A 19,118-nucleotide genomic window follows, 5' to 3' on the forward strand; every position below is an offset into this window, starting at 1 on the left:
TAAATGGGAGTTGGTTAACTGCTTTTATAAAATTGATTGTTCCCTAACCATCAGCATTGTCTAGGGTCGAAGGGAATAAAACAACCGAAGTTTAGGACTTTAAGCCAGAAGTTAAGGGGAACAGTGAAATTATTATTTTTGAGTAATGGCCACGGTGAAGACGAGATCGCGATCCGGATTATCAAAAGACTGCAATCATCTCCCCACTGTCCCGGTATTACTGCTTTACCCCTAGTGGGTAACGGTTATACTTATACTCGTCTGGGGATTCCCCTTCTCGATCGAGGTCAAAAAATGCCCTCTGGGGGTTTTATCACCAGGGATGCCAAACAATTATGGCGAGATCTGCGGGAGGGATTATTAGGATTAACCTCCCGTCAATACCGTCTGGTCAGAAATTGGGGCCAAGAAGGGGGAAAAATTGTCGCGGTGGGAGATATCTTACCCCTTGCCCTTGCTTGGTTGAGCGAGACAGATTATGCTTTTGTGGGAACGGCTAAATCAGAATACTATCTCCGGGATGAGCAGGGATGGTTAGATAGTAGCTCGATGATCGATCGCCTCTGGGGTTCCTATTATTATCCCTGGGAACGCTGGTTAATGGCTCATCCTCGCTGTCGGGGGGTTTTTCCCCGGGATAGTTTAACTAGCAAAATTTTACAACAGTGGTCAATTCCCGTTGTCGATGGGGGTAATCCGATGATGGATGACCTTTTACCCTCGATAACGGGCGATTTTCCCCAAGATTGCCTAACTATTCTGCTGCTACCCGGTTCGCGCTTTCCCGAATCTCTCCACAATTGGCAGCAAATTATCGAGGCTGTGGCTGCCATGATTGGACGTTTTCCCGATTACAAGCTGGAATTTTTGGCAGCGATCGCTCCTTCTCTCCCCCTAGAATCTTTTACGGCTGCTTTAACTTCCCAGGGTTGGCGAGAACATAGCACAAATAAGTTTATTTGTCAAGAGGTATTTATAACTATTTCTCAAAGGGATTACGCCGAATATTTAGGCCGTTGCCATTTAGCGATCGCCATGGCGGGAACTGCCACGGAACAGTTCGTCGGTTTGGGTAAACCGGCGATCACAATTGCGGGATCTGGACCACAGTTTACTGCTCATTTTGCCACACTGCAACAGCGTTTATTAGGCTGTTCAATTCTCTTGGGCGATAGTGCCGAGTCAGTGCCAGACAAGTTAGAATATTTATTACAAAATCCCCCAAAGTGGCAAGAAATCGCCGTTAATGGTCGTGAGAGAATGGGGACGGCCGGTGCCTCCGATCGCATTGCCCAATGGTTACTAGGCAATTTTTGCCCTTAAATGAAAGTATCGGTCTGATTTTCGCCGCTAGTGGGCCCCTCAAAAATAGTTTCTAGGGCAATTTTTTGGGCGCTTGGTTGTTGTCCATAGCTGAAAAGATAGGGAATTTCTCCGCTTTGTTGACGAAACCACTGGAAAACGTAGGGACTACCATAAATAATCAATGCTTGAATTTGTCCAGTTTTCAGCAAAGCTTGATAGATAGCTTTCGTTTCCTCCCCTAATCCGGCACTACCCCGAAAAGGATTACCACGGATAAATATTTGTAGGAGAGTCGTTTCTGGGGAGACGAGGGACTGATTAAAGGTGCTACGATCAATTATTTGGGTTTGATAACCCCATTGTCGGGGAATTGTCACCGCCGGACAAGAGCGATCGAGAAAGTCACAGTTGAGTAAATCATCAATAATGATTAAATTGCGGCCTTGAGTGGCTTTAATGGGTAAATTACCGCTAACTGTTTGGGAATCTTTTAAAATATCGCTGACAATCTCCAGAGCTTGCGGTGCCGCTAAACTGCTTAAGGATTCTAAGGATGGCTGTCTTTGCCCTAATTTTTCCTTTGCTCGTTGAATACGCTGCCAAGAATCATTAATTCTCGCTTCGCTAATTGTACCCGCTTGCACGGCACTATACACCGCTTCGATCGCTTTGATCGGATCGGGTGGCATTAACAGTATATCGGCCCCCGCCTGTACCGCCCTCACTGCTATGGCGGCAGCGCTGGCAATTTTATTCACTCCTCCCATAATCAGGGCATCGGTGACGATTAAACCCTGAAAACCGAGATTTTGGCGCAGTTTTTCCCCGAGAATTTTCGAGGAAAGAGTGGCGGGAAATTCGGCATCCCAAGCGGGAATTAACAGATGGCCTGACATAATACTATCAACCCCTGACTCGATCGCCGCTTGAAACGGTGGCAATTCGATCGCTTCTAGGCGATGATCATCGTGGTTGATGATGGGAAGATCGAGATGGGAGTCATTGCTGGTGTCACCGTGGCCGGGAAAATGTTTGGCCGTGGTCAAAACTGGATAGGAATTCGCCCCTAAAATAAAAGCTTGAGCTAGATTAGCGACGATTTCGGGAGTTTCAGCGAAGGAACGAATATTAATAACCGGATTGTCGGGATTATTGTTCACATCGACAATTGGGGCTAAAATCCAGTTAATCCCGATCGCTAGTGCTTCCTTAGCGGTAATTGCTCCCATTTCTCTAGCATATTCTGTGGCTTTTGTCAAGCTTTTTTCGGCTATTTTTCCTAAAGCCATCGGGGGGGGAAACCAAGTAGCGCCGGAAAACCTTTGGCCGACCCCCTCCTCGATATCGGCGGCGATGAGGAGAGGATTATCCCCTGACCAACTTTGTAATTGTTGGCTGCGGAAAGCGATTTCGGCGGCGCTGCCTCCTAAGAGAATTACCCCACCGAGGTGGAGGGTTTCTAACCAATGTTTCAGGGTGGCGTTGACAGGTTCCCAGACAGGATAGCGGATTTGTTGGTCAAAGAGATAGCCGGAAGCGCGGACTACTATCATCTGACCAATACGTTCTTTTAGGGATAAAATGCGATCGCTCACTATTCAGTTATCAGTTATCAGTTATCAGTTATCAGGTTTAAGTTTTAAGTTCCCAGTGTTGTCTAAATTTAGTTATCCTCTACTGTTCACTGGTCACTGATAGCGGAATCGTCATCTTCTGGGGGTCGATCGCTTTTAATATGATCAAGAAGATGTAACATTCGATCGCCGCGTTCGAGGGAAGAATCTTCTAGGAAGACCACTTCGGGGGTACGTCTGAGACGGATGCGTTGACCGAGTTCACGTCGGACGAATCCCGCAGCAGCTTTTAACCCGGCCATAGTTTCGGCCTTTGCATCTTTGTTGCCGTAGATAGACACAAAAATCCTAGCGTGTTGTAGGTCGTGGGAGAGGTCCACATCGGTAACGCTAACCATGCCGGCACCGACGCGATCATCTTTAATTTCCATTAATAACATTTGACTGACCTCGCGCTTAATTAGCGAGGACACGCGAGATACTCGACGATCATTGGCCATAATTTTTGTCCCCTAAAAACAGCGAAACCCTTACCATTGTATCAAGCTAATCCGAGCATGGCTTTGAGGGTGAAATAAAGAAAGGCGAAAGTTCCCCCCAGAAAGCCGACAAGTGCGATCGCTGTGAGGGGATTTTTTAATAAAGGGGCGAACCAGCCGAAAAAGGCGAAGAAAATCCCTAAACTAAAGCTAATCAGATAGCGGGGGTAACGGCTCACGTTATCAAAAAAGTCGCCCATAAATTTTATTTATTATCTTTGTCCGTAAGTAATTATAGCAGTAAGCTTCGATGTTCAAGGGTAATTCGATAATTTCCCCGATTGAGTTTCACCTGGATTCTGGGACATCCGGCGCGAGAATCATCAATTGTCCTTCTTTATCCTCGCGAATGGCTAGAATCGCCGGACGTTCATTTTCTGCTGACTGAGGGGATAACCCGCGAAAAACATAAGTCCAATTGTTATTTTGGATTAATAACCGCCAAACTCGCGAGGGATTAACTTTACTATCATTCGTTTCTTTTCCCCGCAGCTCTTCGAGTAATTTAGTCTCACCGATAATTCGATAACCTTTGAGAGAAGGATCGGTAAAAACATCCTCTGGATTACGACCGATCGCTATCTGTTTTTCCGGTAAAACTAAAGTGATAACCGGTAAGGTAGAAGTATCATTAACTGCATCACGACGGGCATCGATCGATCCCTGAATTCGGGCTAACCAAAAAAGTATAATTAATAGCCAAATAACAGCGATCAAATCTTTTCGGAGAGCTTCGGGAATTCCCCGGACTAATAAACCTAGGGGGTGAAATATTTGATGAAATTTCCGTTTAGATTGACTGACAATTGAATAGGATGGCAGGGGAGACAAAATCCAGAGAGTAAATTGAATCGCAAAGGCAACGGCAACCAGCGCCAGAAAAGTTCGCAGCAACGCCCCGAAATCGCCACAGAAGACCTGTATCGGCACAAAAAGGAAGGAACGCAAGGGCAAGTCCAGACGGTTGATCTCAAGGCTAAACCAGCCGAAATAGGCCCACCGATAGATCCATCCCGTAAAATAGAGAAAAATCCCCAGCAAACCGAGAAGACTGGCGAAAGTTCCTAGTATCTGTGTTCCGGGAGGGGGCGAATTCGGAGCGCTCACGGTAAAATGTCCCTGATTGGCGTTTTCGATCGCTATCCTACTCGATCGATCGGGTTCTATCGCCAGTTCTTTGTATTTTATCAAGGAGAATAACCCATGTCGATCGACGATCCCCGACAAGTTAGTTTTTTAATCGAGAAAATGGAAGCGAGTTTACCAATCCCCGTGCGTGCAACTCCCGAAACGTTAAAAATAGCTGAAACAAAAGGCGAGCGATACAAACCCGATCACCAGTTTTCGATCGATAAAATTTTCTACATGGGAGACGAGGGGGGAATTATTTGTTCCCTAAAAAACGAATCGGGAAAACAAACGAGTCTTGTCTGTTCTTTAACCCATCTACGGATCGATAACGATCATCCGTTAGCGGCGGATATTCAATCCTACCAGAAAAAGCGATCGATGCGGATCGCACTACAGGATGGCAAAACCGGAAAAGCCCTCCGTATTGCCAAACAAAACCGCCCGAACAAAGGTTTCGGAAAGTAAAAATATATTGACAAAAACCGCAGGTTGGGTTACTGTTACTCCTAACCCACCGCATCCAATTATATTCGGGGAATAGGAATTTGATTAGTTCGTTGCTACCAGATCGTATTAACCGTTGATAATTGAATTTTTCGATCTCGGCTAATTAAGGGAACGTTTAAATATAGGGCGGTTGCCGCAATAATTCGATGTAAAGATACCAGATAACCGCATGAGTATCTAAGTAGCTGGTTATAATTAAATTTAAAATGGATTTCAGGTTCGATCCCCCCTGCCCCCCTTGATAAGGGGGGTTTCTGATAATTTTTAACGCCTACCTACTTAAAACTGCTTTTAACACTTAAAGATCCTCTGCCGTAAAATCTCCCCACGCTTCTCGTCGGGTTTTATCGATATCTTCAGCCGAGGGAGCCTGTCCTAAATCGGCGCATATACCCCATAAAGAGGGACGGGGTTGATTAACTTCTGCCGATTCCGATGCCATTTCTGCGGTAATTTTTTCGATCAGTTGCCGTTTCTCGATCGCGGATAATTTTTCCGCCCACCGCATTAGCTCTTGTAGAGTCATATTTTTATCGTCCACCGCGTAAAGGAGTAGCTTTATAAGTTTTAACATAAGGAGAAGATACAACGCTTCCCCTTTGACAATCCCGACGCTAAAATATGGAAAAAACCCTCTAGAAAAAACCCTAGGTTGGGTTACTGTTACTCCTAACCCACCACATCCAAGATTGAAAACAGAACCAACTAAATCCCGATCATTCAGGCAAGGTAAAGATGAAAAAACTCTACCCAATAATAACCGCAACTAGCCTAGTTTTTATCGCCTCTCTTGCTGGCTATCATCTACCGGCCACCGGCGATCAATCTCCCGTCAAGAAAATTCCCGTATTCATACCAGATGATACGAAAGTATCTTTAAAAAATGGCACTTCTCTATCTGGGAGATTAATCAAGTTCGATTCTCCAACAAAAACGATCGCTTTAGGGAGAGAATCAAAAACAAAAGAAGTGGCAATGAAAGAGATCAAACAGATAGAGTTTCAAGGGAAGGTTATTATCAAAAGCGGAGAGCTTGTTATTCGTGGGGAAGAGGGATCAAGCAATCCAAACCAGAATAGACAACGCTGGCAGGAACCCCTACAGAACTTCAAAATTATTGATGTTAATCAAGGAAAAGCAGAAGTAACTTTAACCTCGCTAGATCCTCTAGAAATAAGAGGGATCGAGGGGGTGGCGAGTAAGAGTTCCTACGTTGTCGAGGAAATTAAATTTAACCCCTCGGACAAAATTGAGATTCAAGTAAACCCCCATTAAAATTCACAAATAAAAAGCCTATTTTTTAGGAAATTAAGGAAGACTTTAAATGGGAAAGTTGGCTGATGTATTGTTCGATTGTTTTTGGTGATAGTGGATAGTTTAAGGTCGGGTTAGCGAGGTAAAAAATGATGTCATTAATGATAGCTTCGTAATCTGTTTCATAGGCGATATCTTCTCTGCATTCGATGGCATCAGCCCAGTTTTCTAAGTCGGTGGCAGATAGAGCGTTATTGAGATAGCGATCGAGAATATCGATCAGATGCTCTTTTTTTAGGGTGATAATTGCTTCGCTACTGTCCCAAGGAAAGGTTTTTAGGATAGGGATGATAGTTGATAGGGGTTGGTCAAAGTTGACTAGGGCGTTGAGGTATTCTTGTTTAGTTTTCATGGGTATTTTTGTTTGATGTGAACAATATAAGTAGCTGGTTATCATTAAATTAAAAATGGATTTTAGGTTCGATCCCCCCTGCCCCCCTTGATAAGGGGGGTGCCGGTCCCCCATGCTCCCCTTGATAAGGGGGGTGCCGATCCCCCCTGCCCCCCTTGATAAGGGGGGTTTCTGATAATTTTTAACGCCTACCTACTTAGTAATTATAATCTTTTGGTAACTGTCTATTTTGAACGCCGATTAAAGGGGAAACTATGAAAATAAACTATGATCGAGCCGCTAATGCCGCTTATATTCGTCGTTTTGAGGGAAAGGTTATTGATTCTGAGGAACTAGCGCCGGGGATTGTCTATGATTACGATGAGACGGATAGGATTGTAGGGATTGAGATTTTAGCAGTCAAACAGAGAAGGGCCGAACAATTCAAAAATATTGATTTTCCGTTGGAAGAGAGTAAAAACAAGAGATTAGACAATGGTTCGGAAAGTTAATACTAAATTGTTAAGTGATGTGAGAAATTCAGGAAATATGGGAGGTGCTATAATTGATATATTTACTCAGTCAAAAAACGATGATTAAGTTAAAAGTCACAACGGTAGGGAACTCTATGGGGGTGATTTTCCCGAAAGAGTTGGTGGAGAAGCTGCGCCTTAGTAAAGGCGATATGCTCTACGTCTTGGAAACGCCGAATGGCTTTGAGCTTACACCCTACGACCCCGAATTTGTCCAGCAAATGGAAGTGGCGGAGGAAGTGATGCGCGAAGACTGGAATGTTTTGAGAAAGCTGGCAACTTAGGCTCATGAACCAGCTAATCTGGATAGCTGATGGGGTAGCTCTCGCGATTCATCACCACCAAATAGCCGAGCATGGTGGATTAGAGGGTATTCGAGATGAGGGGTTGCTAGAAAGCGCACTTTCCCGACCGCAAAATTTTCTGGCTTATTCTGAGTCGCATCCTGACATGGCTTCTTTGGCAGCAGCCTACGCTTACCCAGGGAACAGCAAGAAATGTTAAGTACCTAAGCAAAATTAATTACACATTTCGATAAAGCTTTTGCCTCTTGCCTATTGCCTCTTGCCTGTCTTCACTAGGAAATTTATTTTGCATGACTACTTAATCGAGTCAGGGGAGAATATCAGGAATTGAGAGCTTGTTCCTGTAGTTATGATTGCCGCATCATTTTCTATTTAGAACGAGACGAAAAAACTCAAACAGATAGAATAGTTTTGATTAACATTGGAACTCATGATGAGGTGTATTAACTAATAACTGATAGCGGAAATAACTATGAATCCCAAATTTTACGCATTACTTACTCTTTCCCTAGTGGCTACCGTCACCCTACCAGTTGTTAACGGGAAACTCTCCTCTCTCGTCCCTGCGGTAATAGCGCAAAATACGGATGCGAGGGAAGCGGAAGCTGATCGACTGAATAATCAGGGGATTGAAAAGGCTCGAACCGGAAAATTCAGACAGGCTCTACAATCTTGGTATAGAGCTTTACAGATTTATCGAGAAATTCAGAATGCTGCCGGAGAGGCTGGGGTTTTAAATAACTTAGGTATTGTCTATCGTTATCTGGGACAGTATCAAAAAGCACGCGACTATCACCAGTATTGTTTAGTTATTGCCAGAACCATTAAAGATCGCTTGAAAGAAGGCAAATGCCTGGATAATTTGGGTCTTGTTTCCTTCGATCTGTCCGAGTATCGACAAGCTCTGGATTATCATTTACAATCTTTAGCTATTTTTAGAGAAATCAAAGATCGAGAGGCAGAATTAGGTTCCTTGATCAATTTAGGTAATGTTTATCTATCTTTAAACGATTATTCCCAAGCACTCTCTACCTATCAGCAATCTCTGATTATTGCTAGAGAGATTAACAATCCCGAAGGAGAAGCAAAATCTTTAGACAATTTAGGCATTACTTCCTTTTCCTTGGCAAAATATGAGGAAGCAAAAGCTTATCATTTGCAATCTCTAGCGATTCTAGAAAAGATTAACGCTAGGCAAGCTCAGGCGGCTTCGTTACAGAATTTAGCAAATGTCGAGCTTTTTCTGGGTAATTATCAGGACTCGATCGCTCACTACCAACAATCTTTAACCATGACGAGAGGGATCAGCTATCGCCTCGGGGAAGCGAAAGCTCTGCACGGGCTAGGTCAAGCATACTCTTCTATTGGTCAAAATCAGACCGCGATCTCCTACTATCAGCAGTCTCTGATCATTAAACGAGAAATTGGCGATCAACAGGGGGAAGCCAATTCTTTAGGTAATTTAGGCATTGCCCACGCATCTCTAGGAGAATATTACACAGCCCGGGACTATCTACAACAGCAATTAATCATCACTAGGGCGATTGGCGATCATTACGGTGAAGGAAATGCTTTAGGCAATTTAGGCATGATCGACTATATACTTGGACAGTACACTAAGGCGATCGAGTATCAGCAAAAGTATTTAACTATTGCTAAGACGATCGGCGATCGCTACGGAGAAGGAAACGCTTTAGGTAATTTAGGACTCGTCTATCTATCTCTAGAAGAGTACCCCAAGGCGATCGAGTATCAAAGACAAGCTTTAGCTATAGCACAAGCGATCGGCGAACCACAATTAACATCTCATAGCTTCAATAATCTTGGTATTATCTATCGAGTTCTTAATCAACCCACAGCCGCGATCGATAATTTAGAAGCGTCCCTAAACATTACTTTAAAAACTCGTAGTGAATTATCCCGCAACGATCGCAAGGATTTTTTAGCCTCTAACGAAAGAACCGTAATCACTCTCGCCACAATCCTTATCGAACAAAACCAACCAGAAAAAGCTTTTGAATGGCTTAACCTCGCCACTACTGCCGATCTCGCCGATTACAATCGCCTGATTAATGCGAAAGTTGCTGATCTCGATGCACAAAAAGCACTTGATAACTGGAACACCGACAATCGACAACTCGAAGGAATGCGCCGACAACTACAGGATAAATACTCGGAAGAACTGGCACAACAGATCCGACAATTCGAGGAGAAAGTGTATAAAAATGCGGAAACTATCGGACAAAAATATCCCGAAATTGCTGAACTTTTTGAAACCAAACCCACCGACATCGCCCAACTACAGAAAAATATCGCTCCTGATACCCTCGTTATTCAACCCGTTCCCCTCCGCGATAAAGTCGCCCTATTTCTCGTTACTAGAGAAAAATTAATCATTATTCAAAGTGATGCAAAACGCGAGGAATTGAATAAACTCGTCAGCGAATACCGTACCCAATTAGCCGACTATCAAAATGCCGACTACCTCGTTACCGGTAGTAAATTGTACGAGATTTTAATCCGTCCCATCGAGTCCCAAATTGCCACCAGTTCCCCGAAAAATATCGCTATTATCGCCAGTGGACAACTACGCTATATTCCCTTTGAAACCCTCTACGATAAGAAAAATGACCAAGTTCTCCTAGAAAAATATCCAATTTATTATTTAACTCGTATTTCTAGTTATCGACTTCTCAAAAATATTGATTTTCAATTATCAAAAAATATTTTGCCTATAACAATTATATTAGGTGTGGTTATCATTGCCGTAGTCGGTATGGTCATAATTCGTAACTTTGCCATTTTACTAGGAAGTATCTTGATAATATTTTTGGGAGGAGCAACATTGTTTTTAATTGCTCAATTCAACACTCAGACTAATAGTGCTTTAGCATTTGCTAACCCTAAACCCACCCAAGAAGAACTTAAAGGCACAGAAATAGAAGCAGAAACTATCAGCAAAATCTTTCCGGGAAGTGAAAAATATCTCGGTACAAATGCAACTCTAGATATATTCAAAAAACAAGCCTTTCGCTTCTCGATTTTACACTTAGGAACTCACGGCTGTTTTGACCTCGCTGGCTGTCCTAATTTGGGTATGCAAGCTAATACTATTCTTTTCGCAAATAATCAACAATATAACATCGCTGATGCTGCATTATTAGGCTTAAAAAATACCGAATTAATCACCCTGAGTGCCTGTCAAACCGCCAAGGAAGCCAACGCAGACGGTCAGGAAATTTCAGGACTTGCTTACGTCTTAGAAAGAGCCGGTGCTAAATCAGTAATAGCCAGTCTTTGGAATGCTGAAGATAATACCAGTGCGGAAATTATGACCCAATTTTATCAGAATCTCAAGAATGGCATGACTAAAAGTGAAGCCATGCGACAGGCCAAACTTAGTCAAATTAAAAGCCATCCTTATTTTTGGTCGCCCTTTATTTTGATTGGGTCTGCTAATTATGAAGAAGGGAGATTCTAATCCAGTACCGCCAGAGATACAGGCTGAAATTGACGCTCTAGCTGCGTCACAAGAGCCTATCCGCACAGAGCTGATCCCGGAGGCCACGGGAGATTGGAGCAAGGCGCAGCGTGGTGTATTTTATCGTCCGCTTAAACAGCAGATCACCCTAAGCCTTGATGCTGACCTGATAGACTGGTTCAAAACCCAGGCCACACAAGAGGAGGGGTATCAGACCAGTATTAATCGCGCCCTGCGAGAATATGTGGAAACACGGGCAAAAAAATAAACCCCCTCAAGATTGATTGAAGGGGCATTGATGGTATTTTTAGAGGCAATTTAGCCTATTTTTGTGGTTTCTTTTTCGGTGAATTTAGAGGGTTTTAGTTGGCAACTGATAATAAAGCCTCTTCTATTGGCTTTGGTAACTCAATAGCATGAAACCGATTCACAGAAAAAGCGTAATCTTCACCACTTTCATCAATAACCCGAATTAGACTGTTTATTTCTGCTGTCTCATCAGGGACAACGCGGTATATTTTGCCCACCTCTAGTGAAGCTTCGTAGCCTTCATTATTGAGACAAACTGCGAACTTATTTGTTGGAGATGACTCTATTTTCATGGTCAATCTAGAAACGGTAGCTTGAGCTTAAATTCTTTTTTGCCGATGCCATGAGCTTCATACCAATGGACTTCAGCTAACCTTACTATACCATTGGCAAGCTGAACTTGGGCTATGCCCTTTAATTTTCTCCATTTACCTTTGCCATACTGTTTTTGCAACCGTTCCCGATTACGAATTCCTGTTCCTGTGGCAATAATCTCGATATTCGTGATATCGCTGATAATCTCAAAGTCCACGATCGAGCAAGCAATCTTAAAGAGTGGCCTTTCATTATAGCATCTATTGCCAAAAAAGAGATATAAAAAAACAAACCCCCCTCAAGATTGAATGAAGGGGCATTGATGGTATTTTAGAGGCAATTTAGCCTACTTTTGTGGTCTCTTTTTCGGTGGATTTAGAGGATTTTAGTTGGCGCTTCAGGGTTGAAGCTGCACCGAGTGTGCCGAGAGCGAACAAACTAAGAACTGAAGTTGGTTCTGGTGTATGTACTAAAGAAACATTTATAGCGCTTTTCACGTTACTGAGGTATCGACAAGTTTTGCCAACAAGGGGTTTAAACCCCTTGCCCATACCTCATTCTGATGAAAACTGCTATAGTATCTGAGTAGTACTGTTAATACAAGTTGGATTGCAAAAGTCAAAATCTGATGGTTGCTTACCAGTCAATTGACCCAGTGCATAATCGTAAGTCCTGATATTAAAATGTGATTCATGTTTAAACTTCTGTGTACCATTAGAATCCAGAAAACGAGCAAAAATTAAATCAGGATGAACGTTCTGACCCTCTCCATGAGGAGCTTTTACATGAGTAGTTTTCAGAGTAACTGTCTGCCCTTCACTAAATGACTCTGTTGCTTTTACACTCCAATTGTCTCCAATAAAACCAGAGGTAGATCCTAGGTCAGATACATTATCGAAATAAAAAGAACCATCAAATCCATACCGATCATCTCTACGTATGTCCCATCCTAATATTGCCGCTTCAGAAGGCTTAGAAGCTGTAATAATAAGTGTTGCTCCTAGAGTTCCGCCTAAAGCTAACCTTGTGAGGTTTTTAACTGTTGATAATCTGGATAGTTTTATCATTGTCGTTCACCTTGAATTGGTTTTAAGCGAACTATACACACTCCCCCCCCCACAAATGTATCAAAATTTACAATTTAATAAATATTTACATTTTTCTCCCTTCAGATTTTGGGGTTTTTGGGGAGTTCAAGAGCTTGGAATTGTACAATAAGGTTGTACAAGTCTCCCCTAAAAATCATGTTAAGCAAAGAAACCACCTACTCTCAAGCAAGAATGAATTTAGCCGGTATCTTAGATCAGGTGTGTGACGAATCTCAAATTATCGTCATTAAGCGTCGCAATCAGAAAAATGTGGCGTTAATTGCTGAAGATGAGCTTTCCAGTTTATTAGAGTGTGTTTATTTATTGCGATCGCCAGAAAATGCCCAACGCTTATTTCGCTCTTTAGCATGGACCCAGACAGAAGATGCAACTCCTCAAACATTAGCTGAATTGAAAGAGGAGTTAGGAATTGAGTCCTAAAAGAGAAAATAAGCCAGATAAACCTCAAAACAATCCTATTCATGGTTATTTGCCCGTTTTTAGTCCTGATTTCAAAGCAGATTTAGCTTGGTGGTATCGGAACGAACCGAAAAAAGGCGATAAAATTTTAGACTTAGTGGCAGATATTTTGGATGGCGATCCGTTTACAGGATTGGGTAAACCCGAACCTCTTAAGTATATTGCTGCCGACACTTGGTCACGACGGATCGACTTAGAGCATCGTTTGGTTTATAAAGTCACAGGAAATAAGGTTTATTTTTTACAAGCTCGTTATCATTATCAATCAGGCTAAACTCAGACAAACCCATTAAGAACTGTTACAGGAGAAAGGGGACAAAGAACGTAGAGGGGGACAGTGAAACAACAAACATTTTCTACTCCAAGTCTGTAGCCTAAGCTACAATTTAATAAATATCTACATTCCTCCTTTCTCCTGTCGATCCTAGACATCATTCTAAAAGTCGGCACTTAAAGGGGTACGGGGGAAAGGAATCACATCGCGAATATTGGTCATTCCCGTCATGAATTGTACCAGACGCTCGAATCCTAAACCAAAACCGGCGTGGGGAACGGAACCGTAGCGACGCAGGTCTAAATACCACCACAAATCATCGGGATTCATTCCCTGTTCCTGCATTCTTTGGATTAATACATCTAATCGCTCTTCCCGTTGGGAACCGCCGATAATTTCGCCGATCTTGGGCGCTAAAATATCCATAGCGGACACGGTTTTATTATTGTCATCTAGACGCATATAAAAAGCTTTGATTGTCTTGGGATAATTGGTGACAATCACGGGTTTTTTAAATAGTTCCTCCGCTAGATAACGTTCGTGTTCTGACTGTAAATCTACGCCCCATTTTACGGGAAACTCGAACTGACGATCAGCTTTTTCCAATAACTCGATCGCTTCGCTATAGGTAATCCGGCCAAACTCACTATTAACGATATTCTCGGCCGTACTTAACACCGTTTTATCGATACGTTCGTTAAAAAACTGCAAATCTTCGGGACAATTTTCTAAAACGAATTTAAAGATATATTTCAGAAAAGCTTCTGCTAAATCCTGATCCCCTTCCAGATCACAAAAAGCCATTTCCGGTTCCACCATCCAAAACTCGGCCAGATGACGGGAAGTATTAGAATTTTCAGCGCGAAAAGTCGGGCCAAAAGTGTAAACATTAGATAAAGCCATGGCCATTACTTCCGCTTGTAATTGTCCACTGACGGTTAAATAGGCCCGTTTACCAAAGAAATCCTCGGCAAAATTGGCGGGTTTTTTTAAATCTAAACTGGTGACAGTAAATAATTCTCCCGCACCTTCGCAGTCGTTAGCGGTAATAATGGGAGTATGTACCCAAATAAAGCCCTTTTCTTGGAAAAAAGTGTGGATAGCGGTAGCGCAAGCGTTTCTAACCCGCATTACTGCTCCTAGGGTGTTGGTTCTTGCTCGCAGATGGGCAATGGTTCTTAGGAATTCAAAGGAATGACGTTTCTTTTGTAGGGGATAATCCGCAGGACAGTCACCATAAAGGGTGATTTCGGCCGCTTTTAACTCGATATTTTGCCCTTTACCCGGGGAAAGAACCAAATTTCCCGAAACAGCGATCGCCGTTCCTGTACTAATTGTCTTTAGTACATTTTCATAGTCGGGTAAAGTCGGTTCGAGGATAACTTGTAAGTTGGCCAGGGATGAGCCATCATTAACTTCCAGGAAAGTAAATTCTTTTAATTCTCGTTTTGTTCTCACCCAACCCTGCACGGTGACGGATTGATCCGGTTGTCCTGTCTGAAAGATTTCCTTGATTCTGGTAGTCATCGCTTATCCCTATGTTAGAACCAAAGAGTATTTTAGGATAGAAAGTTCAGATCAGGCTAAAATCAATCTCGAACAGGTGTCATGCTTCTGGTGGAAAAATTATTAAGTAAGCCCAAAAGCCGTAAATTAGCGATTTTTTTGGCTTTTATCGGCAGCATTCTCGCTTTACCCTTTCCTATCGCTGGTATTCATAAATTCTATCTCGGTCAACCTCTCTGGGGAATTATCTATCTTCTCCTCTGGCAAACTCCGATTCCCCGGGTGGCTTGCGCGATCGATGCGGTGTGGTATTTAATCCAAGATAACCAATTTTTCGCTAACTATTTTCCCACTGCCACCGCTGCTGCCACTGTCCCCAGTTTAGAGCCTAAACAAGTAGAGGCGATCGGGGCAGCTTTAAGGGAATTAGAGCGCATCCGGCAAGAAGGATTAATTTCTGAGTACGAATTTGAAGAAAAACGGCGACAATTACTACAATGACACCGCAAAACTGGTTAGGACGCACTTTTAACCCTTTAAAAGCCAAAATTAGCAATGATCCCTATTATCGCTTTCGTTCCCTTGATGAGATCGCTATGGCGGCACAATTGGGCATTAAAATTAATGTCAGTCAAGCGGGTGTGGATGATTGGCTGCGATTGCCGGGGATATCCATCCATCAAGCGCGGATGTTGGTGGAATTGCTGGGTATGGGGGTAGAATTGCTTTGTCTCGAAGATCTAGCGGCTGCTTTGAGTGTTCCTGTGGCTAGATTGAAAGCTTGGGAACCGATTCTAGAATTTGCCTATTATAGTCCCGAAAGTCACCTCGCACCCCCTAAAATCAATCCTAACACTGCCTCGATCGAGCAGTTAACCACCCTGCCCCTAATCAGCGATAATTTGGCAGCTGCCATTATTAAAAGCAGAGAAGAACAGGGATTATTTAAGAATATTGTGGATTTTAAAGGGCGTTTATCCCTAGACGCTCAGGAAATCTCCCAATTAATGCACTTTTTCCAGTTTTAATCCCAAATACTCAGGAAAGGAGACAGGAGATAGGAGTCAGGAGATAGGAGACAGAAGATTATTTTTATTTATTCTCCCCACTTCCCCACACCCCACACTCCACTTCCCCACTTCCCAGCAAATCTAAATGTCTTCAGATTCCTCGCCATCACTAGGGGGAACTAGGGCCACCGCAGCGATCGCATCGTCCTCATCAAGTTTTTGCACCCGGATGCCTCCGGCCGATCGCGATTGGGGAGTAATAGCATCGACGGATTGACGGATGATAATGCCCCGTTCGGTGATAATCATAAATTCCTCGTGGGGGTTAACAACGTGCAGAGCCGCTAATTTATCGTTCTTTTTGCGGAATTTAATCACTCTGACTCCTAATCCCGCCCGATTTTGCAGACGTAGGAGGGTAACGGGAACCCGTTTTCCTAGTCCTGCCATGGTAATCGCTAACACCCAGGGGCCATTATTAGCCACTTCGGGGTTAATTTCTTCGCTTTCGTCCTCGGTTTCTTCTTCGTTAGATTCGGCGATTTGGGCGACAATTTGACTAGGCAGGATGTCCATACTAATTAATTCGTCACCTGAGCGCAATTTCATCGATTTTACGCCTTTAGTTGCCCTTCCCAAGGAGCGCAATTGTTGACTATCGGCCTTAAAATGAATGGCCATCCCCTGACGAGAACCGATAATGACGCTATCTTCCTCTTTAGCCAAGCGAACCCAACGGAGTTGATCACCGTCTTCGAGAGAAATGGCGATTAAACCGTTCGATCGAATATTACTAAAGGCAGCGAGGGCGGTTTTCTTGATAAATCCCTTTTGTGTGAGCATAATCAGGTAATTATCCTCGCTGAACTCGCTGACTGCCACCACCGAGGTAATTTTCTCCCCTTTGGGAATCTCTAACAGTTGCACGATGGGAACCCCGCGAGCGGTACGCGAACCGGTGGGGATATGATAGGCATTGAGACTATAGACAACCCCGCGATCGGTGAAAAAGAGGACGCTATCGTGATCGCGGCAGGTGATAAAGTGATCGATGCCGTCGTCTTCTTTCATTTTTGCGCCAGCTTTGCCCCTTGTTGCCCGATTTTGGGACTCAAAGGTATTAACGGGCATTCTTTTGATGTAACCCTGTTCGGTGACGAGAATTAAGGCCTGTTCGTTGGCAATCAGGTCAGTTTCGGCGATTTCTCCTTCCCGTTGTTCAATATGACTGCGACGGGGGGTAGCGTGAATCGTTTTGATCTGTTGCAGTTCTTCCTCGATAATGCTGTCGATCCGTTCTTTTTTGGCTAAAATATCCTGAAGATCGCCGATTTTTGTCAGTAATTCCCCGTGTTCTTGCTGAATTTTCTCCGATTCTAGGGCGGTTAACCGTCGCAGCTGCATTTGTAGGATTGCGTCCGCTTGCACCTCTGAAAGACCAAAATTCTGCACTAATCCCTCTTTTGCACTAGCTGTGTCGGCAGCACTGCGAATTAGGGCAATGACTGCATCGAGACTAGCGAGGGCAATTAGTAAACCCTGAAGGAGATGATCCCTTTCCTCGGCCTTGCGGAGTTCATAACGGGTACGACGGGTGATAACTTCTAGGCGAAAATCGAGGAAAACCCGAAGAAACTCCCTTAAAGTCAGTAATCTCGGTTCGTTATCTACTAATGCCAACATATTCGCCCCAAAATTCGACTGGAGGGGCGTTTGTTTATAAAGATTGTTGAGGACGACGCGGGGATAGGCATCTCGTTTCAGTTCGATCACTACCCGGATGCCGTCGCGATCGCTTTCGTCCCGCACATCGGAAATACCGTCTATTTTGCGATCATTGACCAAATCGGCGATTTTTTCGATTAATGCCGCTTTATTGGTTTGATAGGGCAGTTCGGTGATGATAATAGCATCTCGATCGGGTCTTCCCCTTTGTTCGATGGTTTCAAAGGAGGCGACTCCCCGCAGGGTAATGGAACCCCGGCCGGTGGTGTAAGCTTCCTGAATGCCGTCTCTGCCAAGGATATGCCCCCCGGTGGGAAAGTCCGGCCCTGGGATATAACGCTGTAATTCCGTATCGGTGAGATCCGGGTTATGGATGAGGGCAACGGTTCCATCGATAATCTCGGCCAGGTTGTGGGGGGGAATATTGGTGGCCATACCGACGGCGATCCCCGATGAGCCATTAATTAGCAGTTGTGGGACTCTAGAGGGTAAAACCACGGGTTCCTGTTGGGAACCATCGAAGTTATCGGCGAAATCGACGGTTTCTGACTCGATATCCTGTAGTAGGGCGTTGGTGGCCAGGGTGTGCAGACGACACTCGGTATAACGCATGGCCGCCGGGGGATCGTTATCGATCGATCCGAAGTTACCATGACCGTTAATCAGGGGATCGCGCATGGAGAAATCCTGGGCCATGCGGACGAGAGCATCGTAAACAGCAGTATCCCCGTGGGGGTGGTATTTTCCTAATACTTCCCCGACGACTCTAGCGCATTTGCGGAAGGGGCGATCGGGGGTTAATCCTAGTTCGTACATCGCATAAAGAATGCGCCGGTGTACGGGTTTCAGTCCGTCCCTAGCGTCGGGCAAGGCGCGCCCGACGATGACGCTCATGGCGTATTCTAGATAGGAACGGGACATTTCATTGCTTAAGTCTGTGGGGACGACATGATCCTGGGCGGCGGTCATAGGGGGGTTAACTCCAATAACAAGGCAAAAAAAGCGTTTTTGTGAGTAAATTCGCTAAAAGTCGGGTTTTTACCCTTTTGATGTGCAGAATATGCCCATTTGTAGGACTATTTTACCATAAAATCCCTCTTTTTTGGGGTTTAGAACAGTGCCAAGTCAGTAGTGATCGCAGATACCTTGGCTGGGATGGACGGGTTAATGGTTTGCTATCCTCTTGACAGAGATTGCAGAAAGTCGAGAAGATCTTTAAAAGAAGGACAACAAGTGGCACAAAGTTCTAAATTTAACCCCAGTTCGGGTTAAGCAGCGGGGGGTAAAGCCCATTCCATCTTCAAGGAGGGTTTTTTCGGCTGGTGACAGTAAGCAATCAAACCACAGAGAAGATTAACGCAAAAATTAACAGGGCTGCGGTGGCGGGAATG

General features: G+C 44.0%; 22 protein-coding genes and 3 pseudogenes. 12 read left to right on the top strand and 13 right to left on the bottom strand.

All coding sequences use genetic code 11. The features are described 5' to 3' along the window. Positions 1-123 precede the first annotated feature (123 nt). Positions 124-1,323, top strand: a complete 1,200-nt coding sequence (locus tag IM475_RS21510) for a lipid-A-disaccharide synthase-related protein (RefSeq protein WP_287729071.1) — start codon at positions 124-126, stop codon at positions 1,321-1,323. Here IM475_RS21510 and IM475_RS21515 read toward each other — a convergent pair. The 4 genes from IM475_RS21515 to IM475_RS21530 form a co-directional block, all read right to left on the bottom strand. Continuing rightward, positions 1,320-2,900: a glycoside hydrolase family 3 N-terminal domain-containing protein gene (locus IM475_RS21515; RefSeq protein ID WP_287729072.1), complete on the bottom strand. Its 1,581-nt coding sequence runs from the start codon at positions 2,898-2,900 to the stop codon at positions 1,320-1,322. The two genes, IM475_RS21510 and IM475_RS21515, sit on opposite strands and share 4 nt — an antisense overlap. Before the next feature lie 86 nt (positions 2,901-2,986). Next, the gene (gene rbfA / locus IM475_RS21520; RefSeq protein WP_002751761.1) at positions 2,987-3,379 is read right to left on the bottom strand and encodes a 30S ribosome-binding factor RbfA; all 393 of its coding nucleotides are present in this window, start codon (positions 3,377-3,379) and stop codon (positions 2,987-2,989) included. Between the two features lie 41 nt (positions 3,380-3,420). Further along, complete coding sequence (locus tag IM475_RS21525; protein WP_287729073.1) at positions 3,421-3,618, bottom strand: DUF751 family protein; 198 nt, start codon at positions 3,616-3,618, stop codon at positions 3,421-3,423. A gap of 88 nt (positions 3,619-3,706) precedes the next feature. Then, positions 3,707-4,609, bottom strand: coding sequence for a hypothetical protein (locus IM475_RS21530; RefSeq protein WP_287729075.1), 903 nt, complete (start codon positions 4,607-4,609; stop codon positions 3,707-3,709). Positions 4,610-4,621: 12 nt separating this feature from the next. Here IM475_RS21530 and IM475_RS21535 point away from each other — a divergent pair, with 12 nt between their 5' ends. Further along, entirely contained in the window at positions 4,622-5,014 is a 393-nt protein-coding gene (locus IM475_RS21535) for a hypothetical protein (protein WP_287729076.1), read from the top strand. Between the two features lie 340 nt (positions 5,015-5,354). Here the strand turns inward: IM475_RS21535 and IM475_RS21540 are convergent, their stop codons facing one another. Then, complete coding sequence (locus IM475_RS21540; RefSeq protein ID WP_061431082.1) at positions 5,355-5,630, bottom strand: hypothetical protein; 276 nt, start codon at positions 5,628-5,630, stop codon at positions 5,355-5,357. A 161-nt stretch (positions 5,631-5,791) separates the two neighbouring features. Between IM475_RS21540 and IM475_RS21545 the strand changes: the two genes are divergently transcribed. Continuing rightward, positions 5,792-6,331: a hypothetical protein gene (locus tag IM475_RS21545; protein ID WP_149989270.1), complete on the top strand. Its 540-nt coding sequence runs from the start codon at positions 5,792-5,794 to the stop codon at positions 6,329-6,331. Between the two features lie 25 nt (positions 6,332-6,356). On the opposite strand, the gene IM475_RS21550 is transcribed toward IM475_RS21545, so the two are convergent. Next, the gene (locus IM475_RS21550) at positions 6,357-6,722 is read right to left on the bottom strand and encodes a hypothetical protein (RefSeq protein WP_287729077.1); all 366 of its coding nucleotides are present in this window, start codon (positions 6,720-6,722) and stop codon (positions 6,357-6,359) included. Positions 6,723-6,976: 254 nt separating this feature from the next. On the opposite strand from IM475_RS21550, the pseudogene IM475_RS21555 reads away from it, so the two are divergent. From IM475_RS21555 to IM475_RS21575, 5 genes and pseudogenes are all read left to right on the top strand, one after another. Then, positions 6,977-7,227, top strand: a pseudogene (locus tag IM475_RS21555) (DUF2283 domain-containing protein). 66 nt (positions 7,228-7,293) lie between these two features. Further along, on the top strand, positions 7,294-7,518 hold the full coding sequence (locus tag IM475_RS21560) for an AbrB/MazE/SpoVT family DNA-binding domain-containing protein (protein WP_012267820.1): 225 nt from the start codon (positions 7,294-7,296) through the stop codon (positions 7,516-7,518). Positions 7,519-7,522: 4 nt separating this feature from the next. Then, positions 7,523-7,738 (top strand): type II toxin-antitoxin system death-on-curing family toxin, encoded by a 216-nt coding sequence (locus IM475_RS21565; protein ID WP_287729079.1) that lies wholly within the window; start codon positions 7,523-7,525, stop codon positions 7,736-7,738. 273 nt (positions 7,739-8,011) lie between these two features. Next, positions 8,012-11,020 (top strand): CHAT domain-containing protein, encoded by a 3,009-nt coding sequence (locus IM475_RS21570; RefSeq protein WP_287729080.1) that lies wholly within the window; start codon positions 8,012-8,014, stop codon positions 11,018-11,020. Next, a complete protein-coding gene (locus IM475_RS21575; RefSeq protein WP_287729081.1) occupies positions 11,001-11,288 on the top strand; it encodes a BrnA antitoxin family protein in 288 nt (95 codons plus the stop codon). Before IM475_RS21570 ends, IM475_RS21575 begins: the two co-directional genes overlap by 20 nt. Before the next feature lie 94 nt (positions 11,289-11,382). On the opposite strand, the gene IM475_RS21580 is transcribed toward IM475_RS21575, so the two are convergent. The 4 genes and pseudogenes from IM475_RS21580 to IM475_RS21595 form a co-directional block, all read right to left on the bottom strand. Then, a complete protein-coding gene (locus IM475_RS21580; protein ID WP_287729082.1) occupies positions 11,383-11,622 on the bottom strand; it encodes a hypothetical protein in 240 nt (79 codons plus the stop codon). A 2-nt stretch (positions 11,623-11,624) separates the two neighbouring features. Further along, positions 11,625-11,861: a hypothetical protein gene (locus IM475_RS21585; RefSeq protein WP_072926254.1), complete on the bottom strand. Its 237-nt coding sequence runs from the start codon at positions 11,859-11,861 to the stop codon at positions 11,625-11,627. A 124-nt stretch (positions 11,862-11,985) separates the two neighbouring features. Further along, positions 11,986-12,108 (bottom strand): annotated as a pseudogene (locus tag IM475_RS21590) (PEP-CTERM sorting domain-containing protein); the annotation flags it as partial. Between the two features lie 108 nt (positions 12,109-12,216). After that, positions 12,217-12,711 (bottom strand): hypothetical protein, encoded by a 495-nt coding sequence (locus IM475_RS21595; protein WP_287729083.1) that lies wholly within the window; start codon positions 12,709-12,711, stop codon positions 12,217-12,219. A 177-nt stretch (positions 12,712-12,888) separates the two neighbouring features. Here IM475_RS21595 and IM475_RS21600 point away from each other — a divergent pair, with 177 nt between their 5' ends. Next, positions 12,889-13,173, top strand: a complete 285-nt coding sequence (locus IM475_RS21600) for a type II toxin-antitoxin system Phd/YefM family antitoxin (protein ID WP_287729084.1) — start codon at positions 12,889-12,891, stop codon at positions 13,171-13,173. Continuing rightward, positions 13,163-13,486 carry a Txe/YoeB family addiction module toxin gene (locus IM475_RS21605; protein WP_079207250.1) on the top strand — a complete coding sequence of 108 codons (324 nt, stop codon included), beginning with the start codon at positions 13,163-13,165 and terminating at the stop codon, positions 13,484-13,486. The genes IM475_RS21600 and IM475_RS21605 overlap by 11 nt, the downstream gene beginning before the upstream one ends. A 162-nt stretch (positions 13,487-13,648) precedes the next feature. On the opposite strand, the gene asnS is transcribed toward IM475_RS21605, so the two are convergent. Continuing rightward, positions 13,649-15,013: an asparagine--tRNA ligase gene (asnS, locus tag IM475_RS21610; protein WP_287729085.1), complete on the bottom strand. Its 1,365-nt coding sequence runs from the start codon at positions 15,011-15,013 to the stop codon at positions 13,649-13,651. Positions 15,014-15,094: 81 nt separating this feature from the next. On the opposite strand from asnS, the gene IM475_RS21615 reads away from it, so the two are divergent. Together IM475_RS21615 and IM475_RS21620 are read left to right on the top strand one after the other, a co-directional pair. After that, entirely contained in the window at positions 15,095-15,493 is a 399-nt protein-coding gene (locus tag IM475_RS21615; protein ID WP_287729086.1) for an NINE protein, read from the top strand. Further along, on the top strand, positions 15,490-16,020 hold the full coding sequence (locus IM475_RS21620) for a ComEA family DNA-binding protein (protein WP_287729087.1): 531 nt from the start codon (positions 15,490-15,492) through the stop codon (positions 16,018-16,020). Before IM475_RS21615 ends, IM475_RS21620 begins: the two co-directional genes overlap by 4 nt. 123 nt (positions 16,021-16,143) lie before the next feature. Here IM475_RS21620 and gyrA read toward each other — a convergent pair whose 3' ends face one another. Next, on the bottom strand, positions 16,144-18,696 hold the full coding sequence (gene gyrA, locus IM475_RS21625; RefSeq protein ID WP_287729088.1) for a DNA gyrase subunit A: 2,553 nt from the start codon (positions 18,694-18,696) through the stop codon (positions 16,144-16,146). Positions 18,697-18,995: 299 nt separating this feature from the next. Continuing rightward, positions 18,996-19,118 (bottom strand): annotated as a pseudogene (locus IM475_RS21630) (IS982 family transposase); the annotation flags it as partial.

Source organism: Microcystis sp. M061S2 (genome assembly GCF_020245605.1).
GTDB lineage: Bacteria > Cyanobacteriota > Cyanobacteriia > Cyanobacteriales > Microcystaceae > Microcystis.